This is a genomic window from Pseudoalteromonas ostreae, assembly GCF_018069805.1.
GTDB lineage: Bacteria > Pseudomonadota > Gammaproteobacteria > Enterobacterales > Alteromonadaceae > Pseudoalteromonas > Pseudoalteromonas ostreae.
Map to the genome: position 1 here is coordinate 49,825 of NZ_JAGPYN010000013.1, position 16,431 is coordinate 66,255.

The window sequence follows — 16,431 nt, forward strand, 5'->3', positions numbered from 1 at the left end:
TGAAAAAACCCGCACTTGTTGCGGGTTTTTTGTTAATCTGAACTCTGGATAATAAATTTATTGCAAACAGAGTTTAGTTTGTATTACGTTTTTTACGGCGTAGGAGCGTTAACGGGAACGCAAGTAACGTTAACCAAAATAATGAACCTGAGTCATCGTCTTCGTCATCAGTCTCATCATTAGCGATATTAATGTAAACAAGCTGCGCATTTGATAAATTACCAGCACTGTCTTTTGCTTGTACCATTAATGTGATTTTTCTTTCAAACTCATAGTCTAAATCACCAGCAACGATTAGTTGCCCTTGCTCATTTATAGTTACTGCATCGTGGCCAGATACAATGAAGCCAATAACTGGTGTGTACTGTGCATCGGCATCACTAAAACTCAATTGACCAATGACAGTGCCAATAGGGCTATTTTCAGTGATGTTAAAACTCTGCTCAGGCTCTAGCACTGGTGCTTGTGGCTCAGGCGTTGGCTCTACAGCAGGTGTAGATTGAATATCAATAATTACAGGATCATGATCAGAGGCACGATAAGCACTCTCTGAATACAAGCTAGCAACTTGAGAATCAGATTTGAACTCTACGTTATAATCCAGACTGATCGGCTCATCAGCATTGATATGCCAATCTGCCGCTGCAACAACTTTAGCAAGTAAACTTGGACTAGCAACAGCATGATCTAGGCTGCCCATACGGCCAGAAAAGCTATACGAATAACCAAGAGTGTTACCATCTAATTCTGCAACGACATTTTTAAATCCTTTATCTGCAAATGCACGTATTGGATCTTCCATCGCATAGGCATTCATATCGCCGACTAAAATGATATCTTCATCGTCTACACCGGTTGGCTTGCTATCAAGCCAGTCAGCATAAGCATTGGCACCCGCAACGCGGATCTCATTCCAACATGCTTGGCCATCGCCTAAATCGGCATTATTGCCATCGGCACTACCACAGCTACCTTTGGATTTTAAATGCGCTACAGCAACAGTGAATACTTCTTCTGACTGAAGTGATTTGAAGCTTTGTGCGATAGGTGGGCGGTTACTATAGTCAAATGGATATTGGGTTGTGATAGCCGCAGCACCTACTTGTACTACTTTATTTGCACGGTAAATAAGCGCGGTAGTAATTTCATCAGTACCAATTTTATCTACGTTAAAATTAACAAAGGCGTATTCATTATTGCTATCTTCATCGTTTAACGCATTAACAAGGCTAGCAATAGCGCTATTTGCACCGAAACCATCGTTTTCGATTTCCATTAAGCCGATAACATCAGCTTCTATAGCAACAAGTGCACTGACAATTTTCGCTTGTTGGCGGATAAACTCAGCTTCGCTGTCAGCCCCACGGCTAGTTGGGAACCCACCGCCTTGACCGTCACCATTGAAGTAATTAAGCACGTTAAAGCTTGCAATACGAAGATCCGCATCGGCGTGTAGTTCTGGTGCATTGATACGTGGGTTAGTTGCCACAAAAGTTGGTTGTACTGTTGGGTGAATGCGATAGCGATCAAAGCTGTAACCCATAACACCGGTGATTGCGTTAACTGAATCACCTAAACGTAATGTGCTATAAGCGTCTAAGCCAGTACTAGGGTAAGAAACTGGGTCAAGATTTTGTTTCGTTGAACCATCATCAAGTAGGATTTGTTTCTTGATGTTTTCGGCCTCAACAGTGTTAGCTGCATCACCAGGAAGGGCTATTTGTGTACCTTGATATAAGCGTTCTGTGGCAAGGCCTACTTCACCATAACGGCCTAAACCATAGTTATTGCTAACAACCAGTGGTTGTTCTAATAAAACCAGCATGCCTTCATAGGCTTCTAAATCGGCTACATCATTAACAGGGAGAGTGATGCTTGTTGCTGTTGGCATTAAGCCTGTAGAACATACTTCCACTTGACTAACATTAGCAATTTGGGTGGCATTAAAGTATTCAGCGACACTGCCTTTAACGCGCACGTGGTCACCAATATTGACATCGGTATCTGCAAAATAAACAAATACGCCTTCAGAAGTAAGTGGGTTTGTATCAATATCGGCATCAAGCGATGTAATAAAGAAGCCACTTAATTGCTCACTACCTTGAAAATCAGCAGTTACAACGCCTTCCAGCTCAATTTCTGTGTTTAATAGAGGGCTATCACCGCCTTCACCTTGTACAGCGCTGATCAAGGTTTTAGTTGCGCCGCATTCTAATGGTACTAACGGATCCGGTTCTGGCTCGGGATCTGGTTGGTTGTTTTCACCATGGAAGCCTATACCAGAAAAGTCATCTTTATCAAATTGTAGCCATTGCTCGCTTGGATCAAATACGGCAGTTGCATCTGTACGGCCAGATGTTATTTCAGATTTACGGCGTAAGCTTTTGTCTTTGGTGCTAACCCCTCCTACTGACCATTCGCTACCAGGGTCAACACTTAATTGACCAAAGCTATCTACAATAACACCATCTTTAGTTAGGACTAAGGCGTCGTCACCGTTAAAATAAGTAACGGTAGCTTCCATATCAGCTTTCGCTTTAAGTTCACCTACAGAGCCTGCATTAACGATTACAAAGGTGCCATCGGCAGCTAAGTTACCTGATAGATCCAGTGTATTATTTGGATTTGTTAGGTCGCCATTGCCATTGGCGTAAAGTGAAATGTTATAGCCATCAAGAGATAGTGTTTCGCCAGAGGTATTAAAAAGCTCAATTGCTTTATTGTTAGCACCGCCTTCAACATATTCAGAAATAATTAAATTAGCGGAAACTGGCGCACTGAGGCTTGCAATGACAAGCGCCAATGGTGTTATTTTTGTTTTGAACATTATTATTTTTCCCGTGTATTGTGGCCCGAATGGGACGAACAGTTTAAGGAAAATTTATGACAAAGAAAATACAAAATGTTAATGATATGAAAATGAAAAGGGCGATAAATAGCCCTTTCCAAGCTTATCCATCTATGAGGCTTATTTTTTAAGCAGTAGTGCGGCTTGTTTTGCAAAATAGGTAAGAATACCGTCAGCGCCAGCACGTTTAAATGCAAGTAATGACTCCATAATCGTTGCTTCCTCAGCAAGCCAGCCATTATCAATCGCCGCTTTATGCATCGCGTATTCGCCACTGACTTGGTAAGCAAAGGTAGGCACACCAAATTCATCTTTAACCCGGCGTACAACATCTAAATACGGCATGCCCGGCTTTACCATTACCATGTCCGCACCTTCTTGTAAATCCAGCGCTACTTCACGAATGGCTTCATCAGAATTAGCAGGGTCCATTTGGTAGGTTTTCTTGTCGGCACCTTTTAAGTTACTAGCGGAGCCAATTGCATCTCTGAATGGGCCATAGTAGCTTGACGCATATTTGGCAGAGTAAGCCATAATACGTGTATGGATAAATCCATCTGCTTCAAGGGCTTCGCGAATTGCACCAATGCGGCCATCCATCATATCTGATGGAGCAACAACATCAGCACCGGCCTCTGCATGAGATAGCGCCTGTTTGACTAAAATCTCGGTTGTAATGTCGTTTATTACATAGCCTTGATCATCAATGATGCCGTCTTGCCCGTGCGTAGTAAACGGATCAAGAGCACCATCAGTTATTACTCCCAACTCAGGGAGGGCTTCTTTTAATGCGCGTACAGTACGCTGTACTAAACCATCACTGTTGTAAGCTTCTTCAGCCATTAGTGATTTTTTATCTGCTGGGGTAACAGGAAAAATAGCTACCGCTGGTACACCAAGCTCAACTAATTCTTGGGCTTCTTCAAGTAATAAATCAATTGATAAGCGCTCTATACCTGGCATGGATTCAATTGCTTCTCGGCGGTTATTACCTTCAAGTACAAATACTGGGTAAATTAAGTCATTTACACTGAGTTGATTTTCAGCCATCAAGCGGCGAGAGAAATCATTGCGGCGCATTCTGCGCATGCGAGTATAAGGGAAAAGATCGAGACCTGATTGGGCCATTATTTGCTCCTAGTCTAAAATTGGAAAACTAACTACACGATTACGCCCACTTTGCTTAGCATGATAAAGTGCTTTGTCAGCGTAGTCGGTGAATAATCCCGGATTATGAATGTCTTCAGCGATGGCGCTATACACCCCTGCACTAATAGTAAATTTTATCTCATTGTTTGCAACTGTGATTGTGGCATCCATGATTGTTTGTCGGATTTGCTCTGCTATTTCTACTGCACCGTCGAGGACGGTGCTGGGGAGTAAAACCACAAACTCTTCGCCACCATAACGGGCTACTTCGTCGAGTGGGCGTTTTAAATGGCTTTTTATAATGTTAGCTACTGCACGAATCGTTTGGTCGCCAATTAAGTGTCCATATGTGTCATTAATGCTCTTAAAGTGGTCAATGTCGAGCATTATCACGCTTAAAGGTGTTTGCTCTCGACGAGAACGACGCAAATCCATCACTAGCTTTTTATCAAAATAGCGACGGTTTTTTATTTGTGTTAATGGATCTTCCATATTGATTTGTTCGAGTGCACGATTCTTTTCTTCAAGCTCACGCAGTGTAACTTGAAGTTCAAACGTGCGCTCTTCTATATTTATTTCTAAATCTAACCTGGCTTGTTCTTGCAGTGTTAAACGTTCTTGCAATAAGGCATCTTGTGCTTCACTTTGGGCAATTTTACTTTGCTGGGCAGTAACTTGGGCATCGCGTTCGATTAAAAAATGCTTAATGGTGGCAAAGCTTAAGCTGAGAGAACAGGTTAAAAAGCTAAAAAATACAAACGGTAAACCACGGGCATTAAAATCATAGAAGTCAAATACAACAATAATCATGTAAAGCTGTGCGGAAAAAAACATTAACGCGCCACATAATAGTGCACATAGAGGCTGCGTTCGCTGTTGCTTAATATCGATCCCTAGCGCAGCGATGTGCAACAGCATAATCAGCACTGGCATAAGTAGACTGTAATGCAGCATGATATCTGTTGGGAGTAACCAAATAAAAAATAAGCTGATAAAAAGTAACCAGTTGCTTAATCTATGTAAGGGCTGCAGCGCTGTTTTTGTGGACCGGCGTAATTGTTCAAATAGTAGTTTGAATAAGCAAGTTGTTAATATCAGTATACTAGGTACAGCTAGCTGCTGCAGGCTAGGTAAAGTCGGGTGAAAATAGCGATAACCAAAGCCATATAAGTAGATTAGTAATAACCATAAAGTGATTAAAATACTGCCACAGACTGCAAAGTAGCGCTTGCGTGAAACACCAAACATGACTAAGCAAGTGATTGCTAAAGATAAAATAAACCCAACTAGCAGGCCGTACATTAAATTAAAGTTACTTTTATCTTTTAAATATTCATCCTGCTGCCAAAGACTAAGTGGCACCCTGACACCATCTAAACTTTTAACACGAAGTAATAATGTTGAATTACTCTTCGGTGGTAGTGTTAGCTTTACTAATAATGATTCTGTTTTAATTTGTCGGTTATTGAGCGGTAATACATCACCAATCTCTTTAAACAACAATGTGTTTTTTTTAAAGTAATGATATACAGCGACCTTATCTAATAACGGGTTATCAATGGACAATAAAATTGGTAGCTCTGAACTATCAGTGTTAACTAGTTGCAGGCGCAGCCAAACGGTTTGATTTGTGAGTCCTAAATTAAGAGATTGCTCTGAAAGCTGTTGCCATTGCTGACTTGGGGCCAGCCTCGCTTGCTCTGCGGTGAAAGGTTGTAGGGAATATTCGAAAGGAATATTTAAAAGCTGTTTAAAGTGCTTATCTAAGGTGAGCTGCGTTGCGTTGGCCGAAAATGAAATGAGTACAAAGCTATAAAGCAGCAACCAAACACGCTTCATTATCAGCCCTTCTGGTTGAATAACTGTTGGAAGTTAAGTGTAGTTTGCTTTGCAACAGTTGCAAACTCTAAGCCTTTTAAGGACGCAATAGTTTGGCATATATGTGGTAAATAGCTTGGTTCATTTCGATGAGATTTGGGTTTTGGTGTTAACGAGCGAGGGATCAAAAATGGTGCATCCGTTTCAATTAATAGGCGCTCTAATGGCAGCGTAGGAATCAGTTGTTGCAGTGATTTACCGCGACGTTCGTCACAGACCCAACCAGTAATACCAATATATAAACCTAGCGATAAGTATTGTTCCAAGGTGTGATGATCACCAGTAAAGCAATGTAGTACTCCACGCACCGAATACTGTTGCAGTATTGCCAACATATCTTCGCTCGCGTCGCGCTCATGTAAATATACCGGAAGGTTTAGCTCTACCGCTAAAGCGAGTTGTCGGTGTAACACGGAGCGTTGAATCTCGCGGGGAGAAAAGTCGCGGTTGTAATCTAATCCGCATTCACCAATCGCTACAACCTCTGAGTTTACGGCGAGAGTGCGCAATTGTGTTTCTAATTTTTTATCAGCCGATTTTGCATCATGGGGATGCACACCTGCGGTAGCAAGTAGCTTGTACTGTTGTGCTAACTCAAAGGCTTGTTGGCTGGAGTTTATATTGCAACCAATTAACAGCATTTGGCTAACATTCTGCGTTTTTGCACGAGTAATGATAGCTAGGTGTTGATCATTAAATTGATGATTGGTGAGGTTTACGCCAGCATCAATTAGATGAGTGCTCATTAATTAGTGCGCTTAACGCGGATCGAATGATTCTGACCTGCTTTTTTTAATAAAAAGGAATTGAACATACCTCGCTTTATAATTACGGTATCATTTTGGTTGATACGCAAGTTATCTGAGCCAATTTGGCGCCATTGTTGACCGTTGTCTAAATTAATAATTAATTCACCGTAAGGCGCTTCTTTGACGTTGCTAACGACGGCTGATATTTCATTGTCGTTTTCTTTTGCTACTTCTTTGTGTTCTAAACCAAAATCGTCATTTTTAGTCTTAACTATTTGCTCATTGGCTACAGCTGTTGGTGCGCCAACGTTAGGGGCTGCTGAGTTGGTAGGTGGGGTTAAGGTTTTTGTTGTTGCTGGCTTACTTAATGATTTACCCGCCATAGTGTTGTCATAACAAAGCAGACGATTGAAGTCATTTTCTACAAATGTACATGCTTGTAAAGCTTGTAAGTTAACTTCATTGGCATGAACAGTGGGAATGCTTAATAAGGCAAGTATAGAGAGTAGTTGTTTTTTCATTTATTCCTCTGACTCATTTTGCTGGGGTTTAGCGCTATAAAATGATGCTAAAATTAAACCCAATTCAAATAACAGTAGCATGGGAAATGCTAATAATGTTTGTGATAGTACATCCGGTGGCGTTAAAAACATTGCTACAACAAACACACCAACCACAATATAAGGGCGTTTTTCTTTTAAACTTTGTGTTGTGGTAGCGCCACTGAAACACAGCAGCATGATCGCTACAGGAATTTCAAAAGCGACCCCAAAAGCAAAAAATAGCTTCAACGCAAAACTTAAGTAGCTACTAATATCTGGTGCCAACGTCATCATCTCAGGGCCAACGCTAGTAAAAAAGCCAAGAATGATGGGTAGTACTACAAAGTAACAAAATGCGATACCGCTATAAAAAAGTATAATGCTAGATGCTAAAACAGGCATTAGCATGCGTTTTTCATGTTGGTATAACCCTGGCGCAATAAAGCCCCATATTTGGTGTAATATTAATGGAAACGCTGCAAATAAAGCGACAAATAAGGTTAACTTAAACGGCGCAAAAAACGGTGCTGTTACATCAGTAGCGATCATGGTTGCTGTACTTGGTAAGTGCGCAACTAATGGGGCCGCTACAAAACCGTAAATATCGTTCGCAAAGTAAACCAGCGCAATAAAAAATACCAATATAGCTAATAAGGCTTTCATAAGCCGATTTCGCAATTCAATTAAATGACTTACAAAGCCTGATTTAACTTGTTCAGTCATAATTTAACTCGTTACCGATATATAGACCATAGCTAACAAAAATAATTTCATTTTTGTTCATCAACATTCACTTTTTCTGTTTGCTCAGAAGGTTTTTTTTTATAACTGTGGGTAACCGAATCCGCTGCCTTTTGCAATTCGCTGATCGAGTCTTTTATTGCTGGGCTTAAGTCCTGCATGCCTTGTTGTTCAGCTTTTTTTAAATTTTGGTGTAACTCATGCACTCTTAATTCTTCGTTGACTTCAGCCTTAACCGAATTAGCCAACGATTTTATAGTTTTTACCCAACGGCTAACTGTACGAATAGCAACCGGTAAACGCTCAGGCCCAAGTACTACTAAGCCGACGATTAATACCACAACAAGTTCCCACATACCCATGCTAATTAAGCCTTATGGTCTTCTTTACTTTTATCAACAGACTCTTTATTTTGTATTGGGTTATTTGCTTGTTCAATTGGTTCTGCTGGTTTATTTTGCTCATCTTCAGAGACTGCTTTTTTAAACCCCTTTATAGCGTTACCTAAATCACCACCAATGCCACGCAATTTTTTTGTGCCAAAGAGTAACACTATGATTGCTAAAACAATTAACAATTGCCAAATACTAATGCCGCCAAAACCCATGATGTTCTCCACTTAATTAAATACATTGTACTGATTATACTCACCGAGCACTAAATAGCACTTAGTTTATGCAGTGCTGCGCCAAGCAAGTATAAAGCCGCTTAAAGAGCATATCGCAGCAATACTTGTAGCGACAAGGTCATGCTGCAAATAACATAACCCTGAGACTATCATTGCTGAGCCAGCAAAAAGACCAAGTAATAATGGTTTGTGTGATGGCTGTGGCAATGGTGCAGGACTGTTGCGCTGTTGTTTTAGGTTGTGGTAAATCAAATCAGGTAACTCGGGCATTTTTTCTGCCCAAAATGGCAAGTTTGCATATACCTGTTTAAATACCGACCAAGGGCCAACCTGTTGTTTTACCCAGTCTTCTAAAAAGGGTTTAGCTGTTTTCCATAAGTCTAGTTGCGGATATAGCTGACGCCCAAGGCCTTCAACATACAGCAAGGTTTTTTGTAGCAGAACTAATTGCGGTTGAACTTGCATATTAAAGCGACGAGCGGTATTAAATAGGTTAACTAAGACATGGCCAAATGAAATTTCTGCTAATGGCTTATTAAAAATCGGCTCGCAGACAGTGCGAATTGCAAACTCAAATTCTTCTACGCTGGTGTCTTTAGGGACCCAGCCCGAATCGACGTGTAATTGTGCAACTTGACGATAATCGCGATTAAAAAAGGCAATAAAGTTTTCGGCTAAGTAACGTTTGTCTTCTTTGTTTAAAGTGCCAACAATACCACAGTCAATACCAATGAATTTAGGGTTTTCGGGGCTCTCATAAGATACAAATACGTTACCAGGGTGCATATCAGCATGAAAAAAACTATCACGGAACACTTGGGTGAAAAAAACTTCTACACCGCGTTCAGCTAGTAGTTTCATGTTAGTGTTTTGCGCAACTAATGCCTCAGTATCAGACACTGGAATACCGTAGATTCGCTCCATGACTAGTACATTTACGCGACTATAGTCACTGTAAACATAGGGAATATAAAGCGAATCAGAGCCTTCAAAATTGCGCTTTAATTGAATGGCGTTTGCACCTTCACGCATCAGGTCAAGTTCATCAAGCAGGGTTTTTTTATATTCTTTGACTACTTCAACAGGGCGCAATCTTTTCGCTTCATTGATTAACTTCGCCACTACTTTGGCAAACTGTTCCATTAATGCTAAATCAGCGTCAATTTGTTCTCTGATATCAGGGCGAATGACTTTGATAACCACCTTTTGTGGTTGATTATGTTCATCCACTAAAGTGGCGGTATGTACTTGGGCAATGGATGCTGAAGCTAAAGGGGTTTGTTCAAAGTCACTAAAGTATTCGCTGATATTATCTATTTCAAGTGCATTTTCAATCAGCTGTTGTGCTAACACGCCATCAAACGGCTGTACTTGATCTTGTAGTAAGGCCAGCTCTAAAGCGATCTCTAGTGGTAATAAATCGCGTCGAGTAGATAACATCTGACCAAATTTGATCCACACTGGTCCCAATTGTTGTAATGCTAGGCGCAGTCTTAACCCCGGGGATTTTTCTGGGTGTTTATTGGTTAGCCAAAATAGACATGCACGGCCAACTTTGCCATACCAAGGTATTTTTTGTGATGGGATCAGTTCATCCAAACCATAGTTAAGAAGGGTCTTAGTGATGTTATAAAGCCGAGCAGCTGACACAAATAATCCTTACCGATTTATTTAGCTTTGAAGTAATTGGTTAATTCGCAACTCCAGTTGCGCAGTATGACTTTTCAGTTGACGCGTGTGTTGCTTAAATTGTTCAAGCTCTAAAGGGTGAATAGTCACTTTGAGCTCGTCTTGGCATAAAGTCGTAAGCGCTGAAGAGAGCTGCTTGTTGATTTTTCTGCCTTGTTGCTGCGCTTGCTTAAGTAATTGCCATAATTGCTGGGCTGGCGCATCACCAAAGTATCCAGATAAGTGTTCAGGCCAATCTATATTAAGTGCAGCGAAAGCATTGCTAAACCCTTGTGCAATGTTTAGATCACCTTGTAAATCGAGTTTATCTTGACGGATTAATTGAGTCAGCATTGCTGGGTTTTTAAGTACCATTAATGTTTGAATATCAGCACTGATCATGCAATCAAATTGCTGCTCAGTGGTGTTATAAAGATGCAGTTGCTGACCTGTGAATACCACTAGAAATTGTTGTTGCCAATCGCGTATATCAATTAATAAGCGTTGTTGGGCAATTGACGACAGTCTGTCGCTAAGGGCGGGGTCAAGCTTAATTGCCGTATTTAAAATACGTTCAATTATAGCGACTATGAAATTATTTAACATATCAATACCTTAGCAATAAACGTTACTAGCTGGTGTGAGGCTTAATATTTAAAGCCTCGATGTAATGCTACAATACCACCGGTGAGATTTTGATAGGTGGTTTGCTCAAACCCAGCTTCGTTCATCATTGCTTTTAGTGTTTCTTGATCTGGGTGCATACGAATTGATTCAGCTAAATATTTGTATGATTCACCATCATTTGCAACGAGCTCCCCCATTTTTGGTAATAAGTTGAATGAGTAAAAATCATAGGCTTTACTGAGTACCTCATGTTCTGGTTTAGAGAACTCTAATACCAGTAAACGGCCGCCAGGCTTTAAGATTCGGTACATCGAGCGAAGTGCTTTATTCTGATCAGTAACATTACGTAGGCCAAAGGCAATGGTAATTAAATCAAAACTGTTATCAGGAAAAGGCAGTGCTTCAGCATTCATTTGTACGTAGTCAATATTACCGACAAGACCTAGGTTATGCAGTTTTTCACGGCCTACTTTAAGCATTGATGAATTGATATCACCTAAGACAACTTGGCCTGCATCACCAACAAGTTGACTAAACTTTGCCGTTAAGTCGCCAGTGCCACCGGCTAGATCCAGCACATGGTGGCCTTTACGCACACCTGAGCTGGCAATGGTTTGGCGTTTCCATAAGCGATGAATACCAAACGACATGAGATCATTCATTACATCATATTTAGTTGCAACAGAGTGGAACACATCGGCAACCATGGAAGCTTTTTCGGTTTCGGCAACGGTTTTATAACCAAAATGCGTGGTCTTTTTAGGATTCTCGTTCATGATTAATCTCTATCGTGGTAATAAAGACTAGTGTACTTGATTGTGCCTGTGAGGTGCAATTTGAATCTAGTTAAATTGCTTGTGGATCAAATTGATTAACGATTATTGACCAGCAATAAAGCTACTTTGACCAAGTGATCTTGCTTTGTATGCAGCATTGGACGCTTTGCGGGCAAGGTTATTAAAATCTTTTTCATCTTGGTGTTTGGCAATCCCTAATGACAGGTTGATTGCTGGCAGCTTAATGCCATTTTTAGAACTAACGAAGCGGAGTTTCTCTACGCCATTACGGACTTTCTCGGCAATCACATTCGCTGTTTCAGAGTCAATATCAGCCAATAATATAGTAAAAGCATCTTTGCTGGTACGCCCTGGTAGGCCGCTTTCAAATACATATTTTTGAATTTGCTTTGCGACTTTACTTAAAATCACTTCACCTATTACATCACCATAGTTATCAATAAAATGATCTAAATTATCGATTTGGATGGCAATGGCACACACCGATTTATTTTGGTCCAGCCAGAGTTGGGTTTGTTGATTCAAATAATGGCGTTTAAATAAGCCGGTTTGCTGATCGGTAATATGTTGTTTGCGTAATTGAACGAGTTGCTGTTGGGTTTTTTCTTGTAATCGCTTTGCTTTGATCAGCTCTTGTTTAAATTGTTTATGTTGCGTGAGTAAATGAGCGGTTTGTTTATTTAATGCCTCAAGCGCTTGGCGACTTTGAGAAATATTATTTTCATCTAAAGAATGTACACAATCACTAACTTGGCTGGCAAAACGGATAATATCTTTTTCGGTTGAGTGCGCACTTCGTGATAATGAATTTATAATACCGTCCACATTGCGAACCATACTAGTTTCTGTTTTGTGAGCTTGATCCATATAATCGAAATACAGTTGCTCTATATAAACAGAGTCAATTTCTTGGCCTTGAGCAATTGCGCGCTCAATGGTGGTGTTTAAATCAGAATTTATTTGGCTGATATAGGTATAGATAACGTGATAATTCAGAGGGGTCGGTGGTAATTCATGATGCTCTAAAAAGATACATACCCTGGTCATTTTTTCTTGAGCAACAGCCATGGAATCATGGAACATCATTGTATACACCAATTAAATATACGTAACAGTGAAATTAAAGAACTCCCTCCATGAGATGCGTACGCATTCCTAGCGCTAGATATTAGCTTACATTAATCTGTATCGGGAATATTTAAAAGTAAAAAGATGTGATTTGGGGCCGAAAATTCTATTTTTCTCGTTCAACCGCTGGTTTTCTCGACAATCTCGCTCAGTCATTTAAAGGCTGATTAACTACTAGACAATAACAGTCGTTAATTTAACCTTGCATTTATTGCCCTTGGTCGCATTTTTTTGGTTATTTTAGTTAGCTAGGTTAGGTTAAATTAAATATCACGTTTTATGTAGCAGACTCTTTATATTATGAAAAAATCGGCATCATTAGTTGTGCGACATTCTCTGTTAAGTATCACCTTGGCATGTACATTAACAGCCTGCCAAATGACCACGGTAAATAGCGATCAACAATTCACACAAGTGGCGCAATCTATCGTTGATTATCGAGAAAGTATCAGCCCGTACAGTCATCCCCAAGGTGTTGGTGGCTATTTGTTAACTAATTTATCTGCGGAGTTTCTTGAAAAGAAATACCAACATAACACTGAATTATTAGCGCAGTTAGACGCAATAGATAAAGACAAACTCAGTGAAGAAAATCAAATTAATCTCACTATAATTCGCGGCCAAGTACAAAATAGCATCGATGAGTATGTATTTAACAGCCATTATATGCCGCTGACTTCTGAATATGGCTTTCACTCTAGTTTATCGTTTATGGTGTCGAGTTCAGATTATAAAAAACTAGCTGATTACCAGCTTTATTTACAGCGTTTGCAGCAAGTGCCTCGGTTTTTTGCGCAAAATATCGATTGGATGCGTAAAGGGCTGGAAGTTGGCTTAACTCAACCTAAGGCTGTATTAATTGGCTATCAAGATTCTATCAGTGCCTATATTGTTGATGACGTTACTGAGTCTGAATTCTATAAACCATTTTTAAATAATACCGCTGGTTTGAGTGATAGTGAGTTTTTTGCTTTACAGCAACAAGCTAAAAAAATCATTAAAGAGCAGGTGATTACTGCTTATCAAAATTATTTAACGTTTTTTAATGAAGAGTATCAGCCAGGGGCGCGTACAGACATTGGTATCTCTGCTACACCAAATGGTGCTGCGTTTTATGCCAATCGTGCCAAGTATTACACCACCACAGATATGACCCCGAAAGAAATCCATGAACTGGGGTTAAAAGAAGTAGCACGTATTCGTGCTGAAATGGATAAGATTATTGAGCAAGTTGGTTTTAAAGGCACGTTTGCTGAATTTGTGCACTTTTTACGTACTTATCCGCAATTTTACGCTAAAACACCGGAAGAGTTATTAAAAGAAGCATCGTACATAGCTAAAAAAATGGATGCACAATTACCTAAGCTATTTCATACCTTACCACGGATGCCTTATGGTGTTGTACCTGTGCCAGCAAGCATAGCGCCTAAGTACACGACTGGCCGTTACTCTGGTTCGAGCCGTGATGATCAAGCGGGTTATTACTGGGTAAACACTTATGCACTTGATAAGCGCCCTTTATATGTTTTAGAAGCGCTCACTTTTCATGAAGCTGTACCTGGGCATCATTTACAGATCTCTCTTAATGCTGAATTAGAAAACCTACCCAGTTACCGCCAAAATGCTTATTTATCTGCATTTGGTGAAGGTTGGGGGTTATATTCTGAGTACTTAGGCATTGAAGCGGGTTTTTATCAAGATCCATATAGTAACTTTGGTCGCCTAACTTATGAAATGTGGCGTGCAGCCCGTTTAGTGGTTGATACAGGCATGCACATGTATGGCTGGAGCCGAGATCGTGCGATGAAATTTATGAGCGAAAATACCGCGCTTTCATTACATAACGTAAAAACTGAAACTGATCGCTACATTTCGTGGCCTGCGCAAGCGCTGTCTTATAAAATTGGTGAGCTGACCATTAAGCGATTGCGCAAAGAAACAGAGCAAGCATTAGGGCAAGATTTTGATGTGCGAGAGTTTCATCATCAGATACTTCGTCACGGCTCTGTACCGATGTCTGTGTTAGAAGATCAAATTCATCAATATATTCAAACTGAGTTGGCTAAACAAAAAAGTTAGCTTTTACACCTATGGATCACAGTGATAAGTGCAGTGATCCATTAAAACCTTTTGCTTGAAATTTAATCTACTTATATGCTCTCTATTGTAATAATAATCAGCAAGGGGTGTTGCATGAGCAATTTTATAGTTTTTAGTATTGATGTGTTTGCCAGTTTATTTATTGTAGTATTTGGCTGTTTAGTTTTACTGGTTATTTATTTTTATATTAGTGATGTTACTCAATCAAAACATGCAATTAGACGTAATTACCCAGTGATAGGTCGGTTTCGCTATTTTTTTGAACGCCAAGGTGAGTTTTTCCGCCAGTATTTTTTTGCTATGGATCGCGAAGAAATGCCATTTAACCGCGCCGATCGGAGTTGGGTTTATAAAGCGGCCAAGAATGTTGACCGCACTACCGCGTTTGGCTCAACCCAAAGTTTAGAAGTTACCGGCACAGTGATGTTTATGAACTGCGCGTTTCCTACCTTAGATGAAGAGGCGTTAGAGCCTAGTGCCGTTACGTTAGGGCCGCATTGTCCAAATCCTTATATTACTAAATCGCTATTCAATATTTCAGGTATGAGTTTTGGGGCTTTATCTAAACCTGCGGTGCGCGCGTTATCAAAAGGTGCCAAGCTGGCTGGCTGTTGGATGAACACTGGTGAAGGTGGTTTAAGCCCTTATCACTTAGAAGGAGGTGCCGATATCGTATTTCAAATTGGCACCGCTAAATATGGTGTGCGCGATGAGCAAGGTAAATTAAGCCATGAAAAGCTCAAAAAAATAGCCGCCCATGAACAAGTAAAAATGTTTGAAATTAAAATGAGCCAAGGAGCGAAACCAGGTAAAGGCGGTATGCTACCAGGCAAAAAAGTGACTGCTGAAATTGCTGCGATCCGTGGTATTCCCGAAGGTCATGATTCAATTAGCCCAAATGGCCACCCAGAAGTTAAAACCCCTGCCGACTTGCTTGATATGATTGCTTCCGTTCGAGAAACCACAGGAAAACCGACTGGTTTTAAAGCGGTGATTGGTGCTTATGCCTGGCTGGAAACGCTATTTGCCGAAATTAATCATCGGGGTATTGAATCCGCACCTGATTTTATTACCATCGATAGTGCTGATGGCGGCACCGGTGCTGCACCTCAACCGCTGATGGATTCAGTAGGATTACCGCTAAGAGAAAGTTTACCGTTAGTCGTCAATATGTTGGAAAAGCATGGTCTGCGAGAGCGTATTAAAGTTATTGCATCAGGTAAACTGATTGTGCCGTCAAAAGTTGCTTGGGCATTAGCGCTGGGCGCTGACTTTGTTGTATCGGCACGTGGTCATATGTTTGCGTTGGGTTGTATTCAGGCGCTGCAATGTAATAAAGACACTTGCCCAACAGGGATAACCACACACAACGAGCGGTTGCAACGTGGCTTAGATGTCGCCGATAAAGCGCAGCGTGTCGCCAACTATAACAAGTATATTCATTATGGTGCGGGTTTAATTGCCCACTCATGCGGGGTATTTAGTGCCCGTGAACTCGGCCGACAACATGTACGTGTTGTGCAAGAAAACGGCCTGTCAGAGCCGCTTGATAAAATGTATGAGAATTATCAGTAAT

14 protein-coding genes are annotated in these 16,431 nt (G+C 40.6%); 2 read left to right on the top strand and 12 right to left on the bottom strand.

Annotation, left to right across the window (positions count from 1 at the left end; all coding sequences use genetic code 11):
- Positions 1-73: 73 nt before the first annotated feature.
- From J7338_RS11900 to J7338_RS11955, 12 genes are all read right to left on the bottom strand, one after another.
- Entirely contained in the window at positions 74-2,827 is a 2,754-nt protein-coding gene (locus J7338_RS11900) for an ExeM/NucH family extracellular endonuclease (RefSeq protein ID WP_210797258.1), read from the bottom strand.
- A 141-nt stretch (positions 2,828-2,968) separates the two neighbouring features.
- Complete coding sequence (hemB, locus tag J7338_RS11905; RefSeq protein ID WP_210797259.1) at positions 2,969-3,976, bottom strand: porphobilinogen synthase; 1,008 nt, start codon at positions 3,974-3,976, stop codon at positions 2,969-2,971.
- A 9-nt stretch (positions 3,977-3,985) separates the two neighbouring features.
- Entirely contained in the window at positions 3,986-5,836 is a 1,851-nt protein-coding gene (locus J7338_RS11910) for a sensor domain-containing diguanylate cyclase (RefSeq protein WP_210797260.1), read from the bottom strand.
- A gap of 2 nt (positions 5,837-5,838) precedes the next feature.
- On the bottom strand, positions 5,839-6,621 hold the full coding sequence (locus J7338_RS11915) for a TatD family hydrolase (protein ID WP_210797261.1): 783 nt from the start codon (positions 6,619-6,621) through the stop codon (positions 5,839-5,841).
- Positions 6,621-7,145, bottom strand: a complete 525-nt coding sequence (locus J7338_RS11920) for a hypothetical protein (RefSeq protein WP_210797262.1) — start codon at positions 7,143-7,145, stop codon at positions 6,621-6,623. Before J7338_RS11920 ends, J7338_RS11915 begins: the two co-directional genes overlap by 1 nt.
- Positions 7,146-7,889, bottom strand: coding sequence for a twin-arginine translocase subunit TatC (gene tatC / locus J7338_RS11925; protein WP_149982219.1), 744 nt, complete (start codon positions 7,887-7,889; stop codon positions 7,146-7,148).
- A 47-nt stretch (positions 7,890-7,936) separates the two neighbouring features.
- Positions 7,937-8,269: a Sec-independent protein translocase protein TatB gene (tatB, locus tag J7338_RS11930; RefSeq protein ID WP_210797263.1), complete on the bottom strand. Its 333-nt coding sequence runs from the start codon at positions 8,267-8,269 to the stop codon at positions 7,937-7,939.
- Between the two features lie 5 nt (positions 8,270-8,274).
- A complete protein-coding gene (gene tatA / locus J7338_RS11935; protein ID WP_210797264.1) occupies positions 8,275-8,514 on the bottom strand; it encodes a twin-arginine translocase TatA/TatE family subunit in 240 nt (79 codons plus the stop codon).
- Positions 8,515-8,580: 66 nt separating this feature from the next.
- A complete protein-coding gene (gene ubiB / locus J7338_RS11940; protein ID WP_210797265.1) occupies positions 8,581-10,185 on the bottom strand; it encodes a ubiquinone biosynthesis regulatory protein kinase UbiB in 1,605 nt (534 codons plus the stop codon).
- Positions 10,186-10,206: 21 nt separating this feature from the next.
- Complete coding sequence (locus J7338_RS11945) at positions 10,207-10,809, bottom strand: ubiquinone biosynthesis accessory factor UbiJ (RefSeq protein WP_210797266.1); 603 nt, start codon at positions 10,807-10,809, stop codon at positions 10,207-10,209.
- 41 nt (positions 10,810-10,850) lie between these two features.
- Positions 10,851-11,606, bottom strand: coding sequence for a bifunctional demethylmenaquinone methyltransferase/2-methoxy-6-polyprenyl-1,4-benzoquinol methylase UbiE (gene ubiE / locus J7338_RS11950; protein ID WP_210797267.1), 756 nt, complete (start codon positions 11,604-11,606; stop codon positions 10,851-10,853).
- Between the two features lie 102 nt (positions 11,607-11,708).
- The gene (locus J7338_RS11955) at positions 11,709-12,695 is read right to left on the bottom strand and encodes a GGDEF domain-containing protein (protein WP_210797349.1); all 987 of its coding nucleotides are present in this window, start codon (positions 12,693-12,695) and stop codon (positions 11,709-11,711) included.
- A gap of 360 nt (positions 12,696-13,055) precedes the next feature.
- Here J7338_RS11955 and J7338_RS11960 point away from each other — a divergent pair, with 360 nt between their 5' ends.
- A complete protein-coding gene (locus tag J7338_RS11960) occupies positions 13,056-14,834 on the top strand; it encodes a DUF885 domain-containing protein (protein ID WP_210797268.1) in 1,779 nt (592 codons plus the stop codon).
- A 114-nt stretch (positions 14,835-14,948) separates the two neighbouring features.
- Positions 14,949-16,430: an FMN-binding glutamate synthase family protein gene (locus J7338_RS11965; protein ID WP_210797269.1), complete on the top strand. Its 1,482-nt coding sequence runs from the start codon at positions 14,949-14,951 to the stop codon at positions 16,428-16,430.
- The last annotated feature ends 1 nt before the right edge of the window (position 16,431 follow it).

Excerpts from the sequence above, each read along its gene's own strand:
- hemB (WP_210797259.1), bottom strand. The coding sequence starts at position 3,976 with ATGGCCCAATCAGGTCTCGATCTTTTCCCTTATACTCGCATGCGCAGA.
- J7338_RS11945 (WP_210797266.1), bottom strand. The coding sequence starts at position 10,809 with ATGTTAAATAATTTCATAGTCGCTATAATTGAACGTATTTTAAATACG.
- tatA (WP_210797264.1), bottom strand. The coding sequence starts at position 8,514 with ATGGGTTTTGGCGGCATTAGTATTTGGCAATTGTTAATTGTTTTAGCA.
- J7338_RS11920 (WP_210797262.1), bottom strand. The coding sequence starts at position 7,145 with ATGAAAAAACAACTACTCTCTATACTTGCCTTATTAAGCATTCCCACT.
- J7338_RS11900 (WP_210797258.1), bottom strand. The coding sequence starts at position 2,827 with ATGTTCAAAACAAAAATAACACCATTGGCGCTTGTCATTGCAAGCCTC.
- J7338_RS11915 (WP_210797261.1), bottom strand. The coding sequence starts at position 6,621 with ATGAGCACTCATCTAATTGATGCTGGCGTAAACCTCACCAATCATCAA.
- tatB (WP_210797263.1), bottom strand. The coding sequence starts at position 8,269 with ATGGGTATGTGGGAACTTGTTGTGGTATTAATCGTCGGCTTAGTAGTA.
- tatC (WP_149982219.1), bottom strand. The coding sequence starts at position 7,889 with ATGACTGAACAAGTTAAATCAGGCTTTGTAAGTCATTTAATTGAATTG.
- J7338_RS11965 (WP_210797269.1), top strand. The coding sequence starts at position 14,949 with ATGAGCAATTTTATAGTTTTTAGTATTGATGTGTTTGCCAGTTTATTT.
- J7338_RS11960 (WP_210797268.1), top strand. The coding sequence starts at position 13,056 with ATGAAAAAATCGGCATCATTAGTTGTGCGACATTCTCTGTTAAGTATC.
- J7338_RS11910 (WP_210797260.1), bottom strand. The coding sequence starts at position 5,836 with ATGAAGCGTGTTTGGTTGCTGCTTTATAGCTTTGTACTCATTTCATTT.
- J7338_RS11955 (WP_210797349.1), bottom strand. The coding sequence starts at position 12,695 with ATGGCTGTTGCTCAAGAAAAAATGACCAGGGTATGTATCTTTTTAGAG.
- ubiE (WP_210797267.1), bottom strand. The coding sequence starts at position 11,606 with ATGAACGAGAATCCTAAAAAGACCACGCATTTTGGTTATAAAACCGTT.